The sequence below is a fragment of the Luteibacter sp. HAY1-4A genome (assembly GCF_056755355.1).
Genome location: NZ_JBNDHZ010000008.1, coordinates 21845 through 38654, shown reverse-complemented (window position 1 = coordinate 38654; position 16810 = coordinate 21845). Strand labels below are relative to the sequence as shown.

The 16810-nt window shown below is 66.5% G+C and carries 16 protein-coding genes; 6 read left to right on the top strand and 10 right to left on the bottom strand.

All coding sequences use genetic code 11. The features are described from left to right. Nucleotides 1-129 precede the first annotated feature (129 nt). The 5 genes from ACPYOD_RS04000 to ACPYOD_RS03980 all read left to right on the top strand — a co-directional run bounded on the left by ACPYOD_RS04000 (nt 130) and on the right by ACPYOD_RS03980 (nt 7053). Nucleotides 130-1035: a CPBP family intramembrane glutamic endopeptidase gene (locus tag ACPYOD_RS04000; protein WP_481300437.1), complete on the top strand. Its 906-nt coding sequence runs from the start codon at nt 130-132 to the stop codon at nt 1033-1035. A 100-nt stretch (nt 1036-1135) separates the two neighbouring features. After that, on the top strand, nt 1136-4663 hold the full coding sequence (locus tag ACPYOD_RS03995) for a response regulator (RefSeq protein WP_481300436.1): 3528 nt from the start codon (nt 1136-1138) through the stop codon (nt 4661-4663). Between the two features lies 1 nt (nt 4664). Then, nucleotides 4665-5504 (top strand): CheR family methyltransferase, encoded by an 840-nt coding sequence (locus ACPYOD_RS03990; protein ID WP_481300435.1) that lies wholly within the window; start codon nt 4665-4667, stop codon nt 5502-5504. Continuing rightward, a complete protein-coding gene (locus ACPYOD_RS03985) occupies nt 5501-6070 on the top strand; it encodes a chemotaxis protein CheB (protein ID WP_481300434.1) in 570 nt (189 codons plus the stop codon). The genes ACPYOD_RS03990 and ACPYOD_RS03985 overlap by 4 nt, the downstream gene beginning before the upstream one ends. After that, nucleotides 6067-7053 (top strand): diguanylate cyclase domain-containing protein, encoded by a 987-nt coding sequence (locus tag ACPYOD_RS03980; RefSeq protein ID WP_481300433.1) that lies wholly within the window; start codon nt 6067-6069, stop codon nt 7051-7053. The genes ACPYOD_RS03985 and ACPYOD_RS03980 overlap by 4 nt, the downstream gene beginning before the upstream one ends. A gap of 28 nt (nt 7054-7081) precedes the next feature. On the opposite strand, the gene ACPYOD_RS03975 is transcribed toward ACPYOD_RS03980, so the two are convergent. Next, the gene (locus ACPYOD_RS03975) at nt 7082-7957 is read right to left on the bottom strand and encodes a LysR substrate-binding domain-containing protein (RefSeq protein WP_481300432.1); all 876 of its coding nucleotides are present in this window, start codon (nt 7955-7957) and stop codon (nt 7082-7084) included. Between the two features lie 91 nt (nt 7958-8048). Between ACPYOD_RS03975 and ACPYOD_RS03970 the strand changes: the two genes are divergently transcribed. Further along, entirely contained in the window at nt 8049-9062 is a 1014-nt protein-coding gene (locus ACPYOD_RS03970) for a YeiH family protein (RefSeq protein WP_481300431.1), read from the top strand. Nucleotides 9063-9075: 13 nt separating this feature from the next. Here the strand turns inward: ACPYOD_RS03970 and ACPYOD_RS03965 are convergent, their stop codons facing one another. The 9 genes from ACPYOD_RS03965 to ACPYOD_RS03925 all read right to left on the bottom strand — a co-directional run bounded on the left by ACPYOD_RS03965 (nt 9076) and on the right by ACPYOD_RS03925 (nt 16609). After that, on the bottom strand, nt 9076-9855 hold the full coding sequence (locus ACPYOD_RS03965; protein WP_481300430.1) for a CPBP family intramembrane glutamic endopeptidase: 780 nt from the start codon (nt 9853-9855) through the stop codon (nt 9076-9078). Nucleotides 9856-9948: 93 nt separating this feature from the next. After that, the gene (locus ACPYOD_RS03960; RefSeq protein ID WP_481300429.1) at nt 9949-10263 is read right to left on the bottom strand and encodes a non-heme iron oxygenase ferredoxin subunit; all 315 of its coding nucleotides are present in this window, start codon (nt 10261-10263) and stop codon (nt 9949-9951) included. Continuing rightward, nucleotides 10260-10793 (bottom strand): GNAT family N-acetyltransferase, encoded by a 534-nt coding sequence (locus tag ACPYOD_RS03955; RefSeq protein ID WP_481300428.1) that lies wholly within the window; start codon nt 10791-10793, stop codon nt 10260-10262. Before ACPYOD_RS03955 ends, ACPYOD_RS03960 begins: the two co-directional genes overlap by 4 nt. A 108-nt stretch (nt 10794-10901) precedes the next feature. Continuing rightward, nucleotides 10902-12149 carry an aminotransferase class V-fold PLP-dependent enzyme gene (locus ACPYOD_RS03950; protein WP_481300427.1) on the bottom strand — a complete coding sequence of 416 codons (1248 nt, stop codon included), beginning with the start codon at nt 12147-12149 and terminating at the stop codon, nt 10902-10904. 20 nt (nt 12150-12169) lie between these two features. After that, nucleotides 12170-13489 (bottom strand): Fe-S cluster assembly protein SufD, encoded by a 1320-nt coding sequence (gene sufD / locus ACPYOD_RS03945; RefSeq protein ID WP_481300426.1) that lies wholly within the window; start codon nt 13487-13489, stop codon nt 12170-12172. Further along, a complete protein-coding gene (gene sufC, locus ACPYOD_RS03940; protein WP_167124348.1) occupies nt 13486-14271 on the bottom strand; it encodes a Fe-S cluster assembly ATPase SufC in 786 nt (261 codons plus the stop codon). The genes sufD and sufC overlap by 4 nt, the downstream gene beginning before the upstream one ends. Before the next feature lie 18 nt (nt 14272-14289). Next, nucleotides 14290-14700 (bottom strand): ACT domain-containing protein, encoded by a 411-nt coding sequence (locus ACPYOD_RS03935; RefSeq protein WP_481300425.1) that lies wholly within the window; start codon nt 14698-14700, stop codon nt 14290-14292. After that, complete coding sequence (sufB, locus tag ACPYOD_RS03930; RefSeq protein ID WP_481300491.1) at nt 14700-16160, bottom strand: Fe-S cluster assembly protein SufB; 1461 nt, start codon at nt 16158-16160, stop codon at nt 14700-14702. Before sufB ends, ACPYOD_RS03935 begins: the two co-directional genes overlap by 1 nt. Nucleotides 16161-16174: 14 nt before the next feature. After that, on the bottom strand, nt 16175-16609 hold the full coding sequence (locus ACPYOD_RS03925; RefSeq protein WP_481300424.1) for an SUF system Fe-S cluster assembly regulator: 435 nt from the start codon (nt 16607-16609) through the stop codon (nt 16175-16177). Nucleotides 16610-16810: the final 201 nt, after the last annotated feature.

Genomic DNA, 16810 nt, shown 5'->3' with positions numbered 1-16810 from the left:
TGTCGATCCAGGAGCGCGGGGAAGTGCCTCGGCCCCGCGACCTTAGCGGAAGCGGGCCACGACGGCTTGTATCGGAACACCATCATGCCTGCGTAGACTGCGGCTGCAAGCCCATTCACCGAGGCCACCATGTCCGCCGACCCTACCGCCGCGACGCCACCGTCCCTGCCCTTGCGGCTCCTCCGCTCTCCGCTGGGCCGGATCGTCGTCTTCTTCGTCACGATGCTGGCCATCGGCTTCATCGCGGGGCGCGTGTATTCCGGGCTCGGCCTGCCGCGAGGCAACATCCCGTTCGACCAGGTCACTCCCTTGATCGAGGCGTTCCGGCTGGCGCCCGTCGTGCTCGCCTACTGGCTGCTTGTCCGCACCATCGAGAACCGCCGGGTGCATGAACTGGCGGCGCGGAAGGCCATCCCCCATGTCCTGCTGGGCATCGCCGCCGGCGCCATCGTCTTCTCGCTGGTGGTCGGCACCCTGTGGGCACTAGGGGCTTATGTGGTCGACGGGGTGAACGGCGACGTGCACTGGCTCGGACCCGTCCTGGTCATGGGCGTGGGTGCAGGGGTGGGCGAGGAAATCATCAGCCGGGGCGTCATCTTCCGTATCGTCGAAGAAGGTCTCGGTACCTGGGCGGCACTGCTGCTCTCGGCCGCGGTATTCGGCGGCCTGCATATCTGGAACCCGAACGCCACGGCCTGGAGTGCACTGGCCATCGCGCTGGAGGCGGGGCTGCTGTTCGGCCTGCTCTACCACGTGACCCGCTCCCTCTGGGTCTGCATGGGCGCGCACGCCGCATGGAACGTGGCGCAGGGGCCCTTCTACGGCATTCCGGTCTCGGGCTTCGAGCAACACGGGCTGCTGGCCTCGCATATGCAGGGCCCCGACTGGCTGACCGGCGGCGCGTTCGGCGCCGAGGCCTCGGTGGTCGCGCTCGGCCTGTGCTCCATGGCGACCGCCGCCTGCCTGGCCATCGCCGTGCGTCGCGGCAGCCTGGTGGCGCCGTCGTGGCGCAGGAGGCATGCCGTCGTCACGTGACCGACGTCACACTATGAGTCGTGCCTAAGGGACGAAGGCGCCGGTTGGGTGTACCAACGAAGGCGAAGAAGCCCCCTCTTCCGGAACCAGCGATCTACGCATGCCGACCCCCACCAAGCGGAACACCTGGCTGGCCGACCAGCCGTTGCAACGCAAGATCCTGCTCGTCATCGGCGCGATGCTGGCCGCCTTCGTCGCCACCAACCTTGCGAACCTGGCCTCGATCGGCAGTGAGGACGCTAGCCGCGACTTGTCGTCGCACACGTATGTGGTCCTGGTTACCCTTGCGGACGTGAGCGATGCGGCACGGGCGCGCCAGAGTGCCGTACGCGGCTATCTGCTGAGCCGCGACGAGGGCGAATACGCCGACTTCGAAGCCGCGGACGCCGCGCTCGCGAGCAACGTCGAGACACTGCGGCGGTTGACGGCCGACAACCCGCTGCAACAGTCGCGGCTCGACCGGCTCCAGGACCTGCTGGCCCGTTGGCGAGCGGATGCCCTCAGCCTGGCAATGCAGCCGATGCGCGCCACCAGCGGCGACGAAACGCCGGTCGCCGCATTGGCCCGCGAGAAAATCCGGGCTCGCTATTTCGCGGAGCGCAGTGTCACGACCGACGACATGCGAAAGGTCATCGACACGATGTCTTCCACGGAACGTGCGCTGCTCGACACACGAAACGCCAAGGTCGATCGGCAACTCCAGGTGACGAGATGGGTCGATCTCGGCTCCCTGCTCGTCTGTCTCGTCTTCGGCCTGTTCGTCATCCGCATGTCCTCGCGCCTGATCACGCGTCCGATCGTCAAGATGACCGGACTGATGACGCGGCTCGCCAGTCACGACCACACGATCGAAGTGCGGCAGCTCACCCGCCGCGACGAGATCGGCGAGATGGCCCGCGCCCTGCAGGTGTTCAAGGAAATGGCCATCGAGACCGATGGCCAGAATTGGGTGAAATCGTCGGTCACCGCCATTTCCAACAAACTGCAGGAGGCCACGACCTATAGCGAATTCGCCGGTACGCTCATGTCGGAACTGGCCACCTGCCTCCACGCCGGCCTCTGCGTGTTCTATGCCCGGCGCGGCGACACGGGCAGGTTCGAACTGCTCGGCAGCTATGGGTACAAGGAACAAGGCCAGGCGCCGCGGACGTATGGGCCCGGCGAGGGCCTGGTCGGACAAGCGGCACTCGAACGCCGCGCCATCGTGCTGCATGACGTGCCGAACGATTACGCACGCATCCATTCCGCCACCGGCGAAGCGCCGCCGCGGAGCGTCGTGCTGTTGCCGGTCCTTTCGCGCGAGAACGTGCTGGGCGTGATCGAAGCCGCCAGCTTCGCGCCGTTGACGGAACTACAACAGGGGCTGCTCGACGAACTGATGCCGATCGTCGCCCTTTCCCTCGAGAATCTGCGTCGCACGGCGGAACTGCAGGAACAGTCGCAGCGTCTGCTTGCGTCCGAGGAGGAATTGCGCGTACAGGCCGAGGAATTGCACGCATCCAACGAAGAACTGCGCCAGAACGGAACGACGCTCAACCGGCAGAACGACGCACTGGAAGCATTGCAAAGGGAAACGCAGCAGAAGGCCGAGGAACTGGCACGCGCCAGCCAGTACAAGTCCGAGTTCCTCGCCAACATGTCGCATGAACTGCGCACGCCGCTGAACAGCCTGCTGATCCTGTCGCGCAGCCTGGCGGACAACGACGAGGAGAACCTCACCACCGAACAGGTGGAGTCTGCGCGGATCATCCACGATGCGGGTTCCAATCTCCTGCGCCTGATCAACGACATCCTCGATCTGTCGAAGGTCGAGGCGGGCAAGATGGAACTTTCCATCGAGACGTTGTCCCTCGGCGATCTTGCCCGCACCCTCGGCCGCACGTTCAACCACGTGGCGCGCGAGAAGAAGCTCAGCTTCGAAATCAGGCTGGCGCCGGACCTGCCGGCCACCATCCGCACCGACGGTGGCAAGCTGGAGCAGGTGGTCAACAACCTGCTGAGCAACGCATTCAAGTTCACGTCGCGTGGTGGCGTCGACGTGGATATCGCACGGCCGGCGCGTAACGCGCCGTTGCCCACCGGCATGGACCCGGCACGCAGCATCGCCATCGCCGTGAAGGATTCGGGCATCGGCATACCCGCCGACAAGTTCCAGCGGGTCTTCCATGCGTTCGAACAAGTGGATGCGAGCACCAGCCGGCATTTCGGGGGCACCGGCCTGGGGCTGGCCATTTCGCGTCGCATCGCGGCCCTGTTGGGCGGCGATATCGGCTTGCGCAGCGAGCCCGACGAAGGCAGCACGTTCACCCTGTACATTCCCGAGGAAACCCCGGAGTCCGATGCGCGCCCGGAGGTCGTTTCAGCGCAGCAGGCCGCCGCCGAGGCTACCCTGCCCCTGTCACCCGCGCTCCTTCCCGAAGGGGTCGACGACGACCGGGCGATCCTCGAGCCGGGCGACACGGCCATCCTCGTGGTGGAGGACGATCCCGCCTTCGCCCGCATCCTGGCCGACATGATCCGGCGCAAAGGGTACCGCGTGCTCGCGGCCGCGGATGGCGAATCCGGCCTAGCCCTTGCCCGACGCCACCGTCCCACGGGGATCCTGCTCGACGTGATGCTGCCGGGCATGGATGGTTGGACGGTGATCGAGCGGCTCAAGACGGACCTGGCGACCCGGCACATACCGGTGCACTTCATCTCGGCCACCGACGATGCGACACGCGGGCTGGAACTCGGCGCGGTCGGGTTCCTCACCAAGCCGGTGAGCCGCGAGTCGATCACCGCGGCCTTCGATCGCCTCATGCACTTTGCCGGGGGCCGCACGCGTCATCTGCTGGTGGTGGACGACGACGCGAGCGCCCGCGCCGCCGTGCGCACGCTGCTCAAGGACGACGAGGTAACGATCGACGAAGCCCGCTCCGGAGAAGAAGCGCTGGAGATGACGGCCGGCAAGGCGTACGACTGCGTGGTGCTCGACCTCGGGTTGCCGGGCATGTCGGGATTCGACCTCCTGGAACGCCTGTCGCACGGTGGGAACACGCCGCCGGTGGTGGTCTACTCCGGTCGCGACCTTTCGCGCGAGGAGAGCCTGCGCATCCGCCAGTACACCGACAGTATCGTGGTGAAGGGCGCCCGCTCCCCGGATCGCCTGCTCGACGAAGTAAGCCTGTTCCTGCATTCGATCCGCCATGGCGGCCCCTCCCCCGCCGAGCCGGCGGATGCGGAGGCCATGGACACGGAGACTGGCCTGAAAGGCCGCCGCGTGCTCCTTGTGGACGACGACATGCGCAACCTGTTCGCGTTGTCGAAAGTGCTCCGCGCGAAGGGCATCGAGGTGGCGATGGCCCAGGACGGACGGAAGGCACTCGACATGCTGGACAGCGAGGCCGGCCTGGAGCTGGTGCTCATGGACATCATGATGCCGGGCATGGACGGTTACGAAACCATGCGCGAGATCCGCATGCGCCCAGCGGTGGCGCGCATACCCATCATCGCGCTTACCGCCAAGGCCATGCGCGGGGATCGCGAGCGCTGCCTCGAGGCCGGTGCCAACGACTACCTGTCCAAGCCCATCGACGTGGATCGGCTGCTTTCCATGATCCGCGTGTGGCTGCCGCCGCTGGATTGACGTGGACGTCGAGGACATCGAACTTGAGCTCTTCGTGCGCGCCATGCAACTGCGCCATGGGCACGACTTCAGCGGCTACGCGTCCGCTTCGCTGAAGCGGCGGGTCCAGCAACTGGTGCGGACGCATGGCACCGGCAGCATCAGCGCCCTGACCCAGCGCGTACTGCACGAGCCCGGGTTCGAACGGAAGGCGATCGAAGGCCTGTCGGTGCCGGTTTCGGAGATGTTCCGCGATCCGCAGGTTTTTCGCGCCCTTCGCGAGAAAGTGCTGCCGGTGCTCGCGTCGTACCCGCAACTGAACATCTGGCAGGCCGGTTGTGCGCATGGACAGGAGGTGTATTCGCTGGCCATCCTGCTGGAAGAGGCCGGCCTCTACGAGAGGACGCGCATCTACGCCACCGATTTCAACGACGCCGCCCTCGCGGCCGCCGCGGAAGGCATCTATCCCGCGCGCGACGCGCGCGACTGGTCACGCCAATACCTCGAGGCTGGCGGCTCGCGGTCCTTCAGCGACTATTACAGTGCACGATACGAGTTCATCCGGCTCGACCATCACCTGCGTCGGAACGTCACCTTCTTCAACCACAACCTCGTCACCGACAAGGTCTTCTGTGAAGCGCACCTCATCCTTTGCAGGAACGTGCTGATCTACTTCGACAATGCCTTGCAGGACCGCACGCTTGCCCTGTTCGGGGAGAGCCTCGTCCGCGGGGGTTTCCTGTGTCTTGGCTCGCGCGAGAACGTGGATGCCTCTCCCTCGGCGGCGACATTCACGGCCGTTGACGCCGGGCTGCGCATCTATCGCGCAGCCGCCACCCTTCCAAGACCGGCCGCGCCGTGAGCCACTACCGCGCGATCGCGATGGGTTGCAGCGCCGGCGGATTCACGGCGCTGCAGCGCGTGCTGCCTGCGCTCGACCGCGACCTCCGCGTGCCCGTGCTGGTGTGCTGCCATACGGGCTCCGCGGACGTCTCGCTCCTGGTGGAATTGCTGGGTCGCGTATCGTCCCTGCCCGTTACGGAAGCGCGCGAGCGCGCACCGGCGGAGCCCGGCGTGGTACACGTGGCGCCTTCGGGTTATCACCTCCTGGTGGAAGAAAACTTCCGCTTTTCCCTCAGCGTCGACGCGCGGGTATCCTTTGCGCGCCCGTCGATCGACGTGCTGTTCGAGACGGCTTCCGATGCGTGGCGCAACGGACTCGTCGCCGTGCTCATGACAGGCGCCAACGCGGACGGTGCCAATGGCCTGGCCGCTGTCCGTCGTGCCGGCGGCTATGCCGTCGTGCAGGACCCGACGGACGCGGAATCCGACACCATGCCCCTGGCCGGGCTGAAGGTGGCGGGTGCCGATGCGTGCGTCCCCCTTTCCTCCATTCCGGCGATAGTGAACGAGCTGTGCCTGCCATGAACCCGATCCGTCCCAAGATCCTCGTCGTCGACGACACGCCCGGCAATCTCGTCGCGATGCGTCGTCTCCTGTCGCGCGTCGATGCCGATATCTTCGAAGCGTCGAGCGGCAACGAGGCGCTCGCGCTCTGCCTGGACCACCAGTTCGCGCTCGTGTTGCTGGACGTGAACATGCCGGAGATGGACGGCTTCGAGGTGGCACAGCTCATTTCGGAAGCGGACCACTTGCGCGAGACGCCGATCATCTTCGTCACGGCCGCCTACGCGGACGACATCAATCGGATCAAGGGCTACAGTTCCGGCGCCGTCGATTACATTGCCAAGCCCATCAATGACGTGATCCTCCAATCCAAGGTCAGGATCTTCCTTGAGCTGTATCGCGCCCGCGCGCTGCTGCAACAGGCGCTGGACGAACTCTCCCTGCGCAACGCCCAACTCACGAACGAGGTGGCCGAACGCATTCGCATGGAACATCTGGTTCGTCACCAGGCCACACACGACGCACTCACGGGGTTGCCCAACCGTGTGCTGTTCCGCGAACGCATGGAGGAAGCGCTCACGCCCGGTTCCGGCGACACCTGCTACGCCCTCGCCTATGTCGACATCGATGGCTTCAAGGCGGTGAACGATGTCGAAGGCCACGCCGCGGGCGATGAACTGTTGAAGGCCATCGCGGGGCGTATCGACGCGCGCACGCGCGCCACGGACACGGTGGCGCGCCTGGGCGGCGACGAATTCGCGGTGCTGCTGCACGACACGCCCGACGGGGCAACCGCGCTTTCGCGCTGCCAGGTGCTGTGCGACGCCATCGCCGAGCCCTACACGCTCGATGTCGGGGAAAAGCGGCTACCCGTCCAGATCGGCGCGAGCATCGGCGTCACCCTGTTCAAGGAAGGCGCGGACTACGACGACGTGGTCATTGCGGCCGACGTGGCGATGTATGTGGCCAAGCGGACCGGCAAGAACCGCTGCGTGCTGGGCTGACCGACCCGGCCAGCTATGTCGTACGGCGTCAGAGCGACGCCAGGAATGCCTCCAGCACGGCACCGCGATAGCGTTGCCGGTGCAGCAGCACCGACAGCGTCCGGCGCAGGTCGAGGAAGGGTGTCGGAAGCACGACAAGACGCCCCGCCTGCACCGCGTCACCCACAGCGACTTCCGGCAGGCATGCGATGCCCAGTCCGGCAATGACCGCCTGCTTGATCGCCTCCGACTGGTCGAGTTCCAGCACCGTGGTGCCCTCGGGCAGCTCGGCCAGGGCACGCTCGCTCAGGGCACGCGTGGCGGAGCCGCGCTCGCGAAGTACCCAGCGTTGCCCCGCGAAATCGTCGCGCCGCAGTCGCTTCTTCATCGCCAGCCCGTGGTCGGGGCGCGCACAGACCACCAGCCGGTCCTCCCGCCAGGGACGTACTTCCAATGCCGGATGCGTCACCGGGCCTTCGACACAGCCCACGTCGAAATCGTGGTCGAGCACACCCTGCGCAATGCGCGAGGTATTGGCCACGCCCAGCCGCAGGGACACACCGGGATGCGCGGCGGCATAGGAGCCCAGCAACTCGCCCACGAGGTAATTTCCCACGGTGTTGCTCGCTCCCACGCCGATTTCTCCGGCCAGGCCCGCGACGGTGCCCTGCGCCATGCGGGCGAATTCCGCATGGCGCTCGATCAGTTCGCGGGCCAGGGGAAGAAGGTCGCGCCCGCGATCGTTGAGGCGCAGACGGCCGCGTTCGCGCGAGAACACGGGAGAACCGATCTGCCTCTCCAGCTCGGCCAGCGCCATGCTCGCCGCGGGCTGGCTCATGAAGAGCCGTTCGCTGGCGGCACGCACGCTGCCGGAGGTGGCAATGGCGACGAAAACCTCGAGTTGGCGGGGGCTGACCGACTGCATAAGAAACACTTATACATGACATAAAGTATTTTCAATATGCTTATTGCGCGGGCGTACCGACAATACGCGAAGCCTTCCAGGGAACTCGCCCATGTCTTCCGTCGCCGCCAACCCTTCCGTGCCGTCGCGCCTGCCGGGCGTGGCCCTCGCGCTTGCCATCGCCGCCGTCGCCTATGCGCTCGGCCGCCGCATGCCGCTCGTCGGCGGCGCCGTCTGGGGCATCGTGCTGGGCATCGTGGTCCGTCAGTTCGTGCCACCGGGAGCACGTTTCCTGCCCGGCATCCGCTTCGCTTCCAAGCAGGTGCTGCAGTGGTCGATCATTGCGCTCGGCTTCGGCCTCAGCATCACCCAGGTGGCACATACGGGCCTGGAATCGCTCTCCGTCACGCTCGCCACCGTGGCGGCGGCGGGCATCGCCGCGTGGGCGCTCGGCCGGCTGCTGCGCGTTCACGACACGCTGAAGCTGCTGATCGGCGTAGGCACGGCGATCTGCGGCGGCTCCGCCATTGCCGCCATCGTGCCGATCGTCAAACCGGACGAGCACGACACGGCATTCGCGATCTCCACGATCTTCCTGTTCAACCTGGTCGCCGTACTGCTGTTCCCCGCCCTCGGGCATTGGCTCGGCCTGTCCGACCTGGGCTTCGGCCTCTGGGCCGGCACCGCGATCAACGACACGTCCTCGGTCGTCGCGGCCGGTTACAGCTACAGCCATGCCGCCGGCGACTACGCCACCATCGTGAAGCTGACCCGCGCCACCCTGATCATTCCGATCAGCCTTGCCATCGCGCTGGTCGTGGCCTGGCGCGAGAAACGCGGCGGCGCCTCCGACTTCAGCCTGGCGAAGATCTTCCCCTGGTTCATCCTCTGGTTCCTGGTGGCATCGGTCATCCGCACGACCGGCATCGTCCCGGCGCCGGTGCTGCCGGTGATCCACTTCATCGCCGAGTGCCTGATCATCGTGGCGCTTACCGCCATCGGCCTGTCCGCGGACCTGCGCCGCATGGCCTCGACCGGACCGCGGCCGATCCTGCTCGGGTTGGGCGTCTGGGCGGCCGTGGCGCTGACCAGCCTGCTCGTGCAGCACCTCATCGGGCGCTGGTGAAGGCGAGCGCGGATCAGGCCGGGTCGGGATGAAGGCCTTCGTGCTCCTGCTGCGCGGGTAACGCAAAAAGGAGTGCCAGCACGACCAGGTGCGCCGCGGCCGAAAGCAGCGACGACCAGGTGGACGACACGACCTGGTACGGCAGGATGTCGTCGATCAGCACGTTGGCGAGGTTCCAGCCCCAGTGCAGGCCGACCGCGAGCCACAGCGAACCGGTTCGCACCACGGCGGCGGCATAGGCGAGGCCGAAGCAGAACAGCATCGTCCATTCGGCCGGTCCCGCGCCCAGGCGGTAGATGTGATTCAGCACGTAGAGCACGCTGCTTGCGAGCACGAATGCCCACGGCGCCCAGCGCACGCGGATGGCGCGATAGAGCAACCCACGGGTGAGGATGTCCTCCGCCACGGACGGCACGAAAGTCGCGACCAGGGCCCACGGAATGGACGAAAGGAAGGACACGGCAGCGACCGGCGGTGCGGCCGGTGCGCGGGCCAGGTAGACGTTGAAAGCCATGCCGACGCAGACGGCGACGTACTTCACCAACAAGGCCAGCGCGAGACCGCCGGCCAGCAACACGGGCGTGGACCGGTGCCAACCCAGTGCGTAGGCGTCGTAGCCGCGGAAGCCCAGCCAGCGGCCCAGGGGCCATGCGACGGCCACCATCGCCACCATGAAGGCGGCCTGCACGGCGAAGTTGTCGAGCAGGCGTGCTCCTACGCCTTCCGCGGCCTGGTACAGGACGAACAGGAGCGCGAAGGCGAGCGCGGCACGCCGACGGTGGTCCTGAAGCATGGAGGTCCCGGCAGGTAGGATGGCGCCCGGCAAGCTTAGGGCCGCGCAGCGGCCCGCGCCATAGGATTTTCGCCTCCGTTCGCGCTTACGGTTTCAGCGGTCGTCGCGGGTCCAGATGAAGCCTTCCTCTTCCCGCACGGGGAAGACCGCCACCGGCTCGTATGCCGGGGGGCAGGTCACCTCGCCCGAGCGCAGGTCGAAGCGCGCGCCGTGGCGCACGCACTCCACCTCGAAGCCGTGCACGGGGCCACCGGCCAGCTCGCCGCCATCGTGGGTGCATACGTCTTCGACGGCGTAGAGGTCGCCGTCGATGTTGTAGACGGCGATGGCGGTGTCGCCATCCCAGACCACCTTGTACTCACCCGGCAGCATGTCGCTGCGCGTACCGACCTTCACCCAGCCGTTCATGCGCGCAGGTCCTTGGCCAGGTACTCGAAGCGGAGGTCGTCCCGCTGGGGAATGCCGAAGCGTTCGTCACCATAGGGGAAAGGCTTGGTGAGACCGGTGCGCACATAGCCCCGGCGCTCGTACCAGGCGATCAGTTCCGCCCGGATGTCGATCACGGTCATCTCCACGCGCTCGCAGGTCCACTCTTCCCGTGCGATACGCTCGACTTCCTCGATCACGAGCCGCCCGATGCCCGTACCCTGGAAAGGCGGATGTACCGAGAACATGCCGAAGTAGCAGACGGGGCCTTGCCGTTCGATATAGCAGGAGGCGGCGATCAGCCCGTCGCGTTCGAACAGGACGAAGCGCCCGTTCTCGCTGGTGAGCAGTTCCTCGATTTCGGTGACGTCGGTACGCCGGCCGTGCAGGAAGTCGGCCTCGGTGGTCCACCCCGCCCGGCTCGCGTCGCCGCGGTAGGCCGACTCGACCAGGGCTGCGATGACCGGAGCGTCGGCCTGGGTGGCGATACGGAAGGTGTGCTTGGGACTCATGCCGTAGATCTTACTGTGGGAGCCGCTCCAGCGGCGATGGGGTCGCTGCAAGCCGGCCCGCTGCCGCGGGATCGCCGCTGAAGCGGCTCCCACAAAAGCCGATGAGTCTCAGAGGAGGAGTTTGCGCACCTTCGCGATGGCCTCGATGAAACCGTCCACCTCGGCCTTCGTGTTGAAGAAGGCGAACGACGCGCGCAGCGTCGCCGGCACGCCGAAGAATTGCATCAACGGGTGGGCGCAATGGTGGCCGGAGCGGACGGCGACGCCCTGCAGGTCCAGCAGCGTGGCCATGTCGTTCGCATGGGCGCCTTCGACGAGGAAGGAGACCACCGGCTCGCGCTCCTTCGCGCGGCCGAAGATACGCACGCCGGGCACGCTTTCCAGCGCATCGATGGCATACGCCAGCAGGTCCTGCTCGTAAGCGTGCAGGCGATCGAAGCCGATGCCCTGCAGGTATTCGATGGCCGCGGGGATGCCCGCGAAGCCGGCGATGTTCGGCGTGCCGGCCTCGAAGCGATGCGGCGGATCGGCGAACACCGTACCGTCGAAGCGCACTTCGCGGATCATCTCGCCGCCGCCGAAGAACGGCGGCATCGCCATGAGGTGTTCGCGCTTCGCCCACAGCGCGCCGGTGCCCGTGGGGCCCAGCATCTTGTGCCCGGTGATGGCATAGAAGTCGCAGCCCAGGGCCTGCACGTCGATGGCCCGGTGCGGTGCCGCCTGGGAGCCGTCGACGAGCAGCGGAATGCCACGCTTGCGACATTCGCGAGCGATCTCGCGTACGGGATTCACCGTGCCGAGCACGTTCGAGACATGGGCGACGCAGGCGAGCTTCACCTCCGGCGTGAGCATCTCGAAGTATTTCTCGAGGATCAGTTCGCCGTTGTCGTCGATCGGGGCGGCCTTCACCGTCGCCCCGGTGCGTTCGGCCACGAGCTGCCACGGCACGATGTTGGCGTGGTGCTCCATCACCGTGGTGAGGATGGCGTCGCCCTGCTTCAGCTTTGGCAAGGCATAGCTGTAGGCCACGAGGTTGATGGCCTGCGTGGTGCCGGAGGTGAGGATCACCTCGTCGCGCGATGGCGCGTTGACGAAGCGCGCGATGGCATCGCGGGCGCTCTCATAAGCCGACGTCGCCTCTTCGCCCAACTGGTGCACCGCACGCGCCACGTTCGCGTTGTGCATGCGGTAGTGCCGATCGACCGCTTCGATGACCGACACGGGCTTCTGCCCCGTGTTGGCGTTGTCGAAGTAGATCAGCGGCTTGCCGTGAATCGTGCGCGACAACAGAGGGAAGTCGGCGCGGATGCGTTCGACATCCAGCGGCGGCACGGCTGGCGCGGGCTTGGCGTTCATGGCGTAACTCCAGAAACTTCTTATTCGGCGGGGCCGGTCGGCAGGTGGGCGACCAGCCGCTCCCCGAGGTGTTCGCGCAGGGCGTCGTTCGGCAGCGACTCCAGTACCGCGCGGCAGAAGGCCAGCGTGAGCAGGCTGCGCGCCTGGGCCAATGGAATGCCGCGCGAGCGCAGGTAGAACAACGAGCGTTCGTCGAGCTGGCCGATGGTCGCGCCGTGTGCGGCCTTCACCTCGTCGGCGTAGATTTCGAGCTCGGGCTTGGTGTCGATCTCGGCCATGCCCGACAGCAGCAGGTTCTTGTTGCTGAGCGCGGCATCGGCACCGTCTGCGCCCTCGGCCACGAGGATGGCGCCACGGAACACGCCGCGCGAGCGGCCGTCGGCAATGCCGCGCCACAGGGCATCGGATGCCGTGTCGCGAGCCTTGTGGCGAATCTCGAGCTGGGTGTCGACGTGCTGCCGCCCTGCGAGAGCGAAGACGCCGCGAGAGTCGAAGCGTGCCTTGTCGCCGTCCAGGTCCGCATGCAGCTCATGGCGAACCAGGCCGCCGCCCAGTTCCAGCGCATGCAACGTGGCGTGGGCGCCGGCATCGATGCGAAGCTGTGCGCGGCGCACCAGGGTCGTGGCGGCCGACGTGTCCTGCAGCACGACCAGGCCCAGACGGCTACCCTCGCGCAGGGCGATGTCGGAGACGACCGTACCCAACTGCACGGCTTCACCGGCCGAGACGAAATGCTCGACGAGATCGGCAGCGGCGCCCTTGCCCACTTCCACCAGCAGGCGCACGTGCCATGCGGTATCCGCCTGGGTACCGCTGGACACGTGCACGACGTGCACCGGCCGGGTCAGCTGGGCATGGTCGGACACCCGCAGGACGAAACCATCCGTAGCGAGCGCGGCGTTGAGGTGGGCGAACGCGTCGGCGGCGCCGCGGCGGTAGCGGTTGGCGAGCGCGAAGCGCAGCGGCTCAGGATGCGACGACAGCGCGGCCGATAGGGGAGCGAGTTCGATGCCTTCGGCATCGAGCGACGACAGGTCCGCACGGAAAGTGCCGTCGACAAAGACGATGCGCGCACCATCCACGCCGGGAAGTGTGAACAGCGACGGGTCGACGTCGACGCCGGCGGCGGTCGCCCGGTCGGCCAATGCGAAGGCGCGCTGCGACAGCGCGCGTAGCGGCGTGTACTTCCAGGCTTCGTTACGGCCCTCCGGCAAGCCGGCTTCGGCGAACGCCTCGAGGTTCTCGCGACGGGCGGCGTCGAGCCACGCGATACCGCTGTCCGGCAGGCCCTGGGCGGCATCCATCGCCGCCCGCACGAACGGGGACGGCGCGTTGCTCATGCCGGCGCTCCCGCGAGGTCGGCCTTGCGCAGTTCCGGATGCGTCTCGGCGAGCCAGGCGTAGCCCTGTTCCTCGAGCTTGAGCGCCAGGTCCTTGTCGCCGCTCTCGACGATGCGGCCGCCGGCCAGCACGTGCACGTAGTCGGGCTGGATGTAGTCGAGCAGGCGCTGGTAGTGGGTAACGATGACGAACGAGCGATCCGGCGAGCGCAGCGCGTTCACGCCTTCGGCCACCTGTTTCAGCGCGTCGATGTCGAGCCCGGAATCCGTCTCGTCGAGGATCGCCAGCTTCGGCTCGAGCACGGCCATCTGGAAGATTTCGTTGCGCTTCTTCTCGCCGCCGGAGAATCCTTCGTTCACGGCGCGATGCAGCAACTCGTCGGAAATCTGCATCACCTTAAGCTTCTCGCGCACGAGCTTGAGGAAGCGCATGGAATCCAGTTCGTCTTCCCCGCGGAACTTCCGCTGCGCGTTGAGCGCGGCACGCAGGAAGTAGGTGTTGTTCACGCCGGGAATTTCCACCGGATACTGGAAGGCGAGGAACACACCCACGGCGGCACGCTCTTCGGGCTCCAACGCCAGCAGGTCGCGCCCCGCAAAATCCACGGTGCCCTGGGTGACTTCGTAGCCGTCACGGCCGGCCAGCACGTTGCCCAGCGTGGACTTGCCCGCGCCGTTGGGGCCCATGATGGCGTGCACTTCGCCCGGCTTCACCGTGAGCGAAAGGCCTTTGAGGATCTCCTTGCCTTCGACGCGGGCGTGGAGGTTGTCGATCTTGAGCATGTGCATGGCGCGGTCCAATCAGGGCGTGAGGTGCGAGAGCGCGTCGAGGGCATCGTCGCGGCGTTCCCAGGGCACGAAGATGTGGTCGTGCAGGAACGCGGATACGGGGTTGCAGGGAATGCCGCGCTTCGCGAGCGCGGCGGATACGGCGGCCATCATGCCGACGGCGGTAAGGCTGGACTGCACGCGCAGCGTGATGCGCGCCCACAGCATGCGTTCGCTGCCGGCCGCCTCGTCGCCTTCCACGTCGACGATGAGCGTGGTGCCTTCGGCCTCGCGGAACATCATGAGGGCTTCGGCCATGCGCTCGCGCGCCTTCTCATGCGACACGTGCAGGAAGCGCTTCGGAACCGGGTCGATCTCGGGATCGAGCGCGGCGAGCAACACACGCAGATCGGTAAGACCCGGGGCGGAACCGATGATGCCCATCAGCCCACCGCGCCTTCGAGGGACACCTCGAGCAACTTCTTGGCCTCCACGGCGAACTCCATCGGCAGTTCGCGGAACACCTGCTTGCAGAAGCCGTCGACGATCATCGACACCGCGTCTTCCTCGCCGATACCGCGCGAGAGGCAGTAGAAGAGCTGGTCGTCGGAGATCTTCGAGGTGGTGGCCTCGTGCTCGACGATGGCGCTGGGATTCTTCACTTCCATGTATGGGAAAGTGTGCGCGCCGCACTTCTTGCCGATGAGCAGCGAATCGCACTGCGTATAGTTGCGCGCGCCCTCGGCGCCCTTCTCGATCTTCACCAGGCCGCGATAGCTGTTCGAGCTGCGGCCGGCGCTGATGCCCTTGGACACGATCTTCGATTTCGTGCCCTTGCCGATGTGGATCATCTTGGTGCCGGTGTCGGCCTGCTGGCGATGGTGCGTGAGCGCCACGGAATAGAACTCGCCCACCGAGCGGTCGCCGCGCAGCACGCAGCTTGGGTACTTCCAGGTGATGGCCGAACCGGTTTCCACCTGCGTCCAGGAGATCTTCGAATCCGCACCGCGGCAGTCGCCGCGCTTGGTCACGAAATTGTAGATGCCGCCCACGCCGTTCTCGTCGCCCGGGTACCAGTTCTGTACCGTGGAGTACTTGATCTGCGCCCGTTCGAGCGTGACCAGCTCCACCACGGCCGCATGCAGCTGGTTCTCGTCGCGCATCGGCGCGGTGCAGCCCTCGAGGTAGGACACATAGGAGTCGTCCTCGGCCACGATGAGCGTACGTTCGAACTGCCCGGTGTTCATGGCGTTGATACGGAAATAGGTGGACAGCTCCATGGGGCAACGCACGCCCTTGGGGATGAACACGAAGCTGCCGTCGGAGAACACCGCCGAGTTGAGTGCGGCGAAATAGTTGTCGCCCGCCGGCACCACGCTGCCGAGGTACTGGCGAACGAGGTCGCCGTGGTCGCGGATGGCCTCCGACATGGAGCAGAAGATCACCCCGGCTTCGGCCAGTTCCTTGCGGAACGTGGTGCCCACGGACACGGAGTCGAACACCGCGTCCACGGCTACGCCGGCAAGGCGCGCGCGCTCGTGCAGCGGCACGCCCAGCTTCTCGTAGGTTTCCAGGAGCTTCGGGTCGACTTCGTCCAGCGATTTCGGACCGGCCTTGGGCGCGGAGTAGTAGCTGACCGCCTGGTAATCGATCGGCGCGATGTCGAGCTTCGCCCAGTCCGGCTCCGGCATGGTGAGCCAGTGCCGGTAGGCGGCGAGGCGCCATTCGGTCATCCACTCCGGCTCGCCCTTGATCGCCGACAACTGGCGAACGGTGTCCTCGTTCAGGCCGGGCGGGAGCGTGGTGGATTCGATGTCGGTGACGAAACCGGCCTCGTACCGGCGGTTGAGGGCCGCTTCGACCTCGGCGTTGTCGCGCACCGGCGCTGCCACTTCGCGTGTCATGTTCTCGCTCTCGTTCATGCGTTTGCCTGTACGACCGGCGCCGTGGGGCGCCCGGCCAGCATCTGTGCCAGGGTCATGGCGCGCAGCACCCCGTCGATCGTTCCGGAGACGGAGCGCCAGCTGCCGCTGACGCCGCAACTGGACTGCCGCTCGCAATGGCCTTGGGCCATGCTGCATTCGGTGAGGCCGATGGGCCCTTCCATCGCCTCGACGATGTCGGCGAGGCTGATCGATTCCGCCGGCCGCGCCAGCCGATACCCGCCGTTCACACCCCGGAACGATTCCACCAGCCCCGCGTGTCCCAGCAGCTTCAGCAGCTTGGACACCGTCGGCAGCTCCAGGCGCGCCTCTTCGGCGATCTGGGCGGTGCTCAGAACGTCGGAAGGATGGGCGGCGATGCAGGTCATCACCACCGTCGCGTAATCGGTCAGTCGGCTGACACGGAGCATGGGGGAAGGGGGATCGTCAATACCGGACCAAAATGGTACTGATTCCTGCGGCGTAAGGCAAGCCAAGGGCTCCCGGCCGTAGCCGGGCGATGCGGTCCCGCGTGCTCTAGCACCGCCCTGGCTCGCTCGTTTATCGAGCAAACATTGATCCAATTTGGTGCTTTTCCATCATCGGCCTGCGCTGCCAAGCCATTTCCGCCT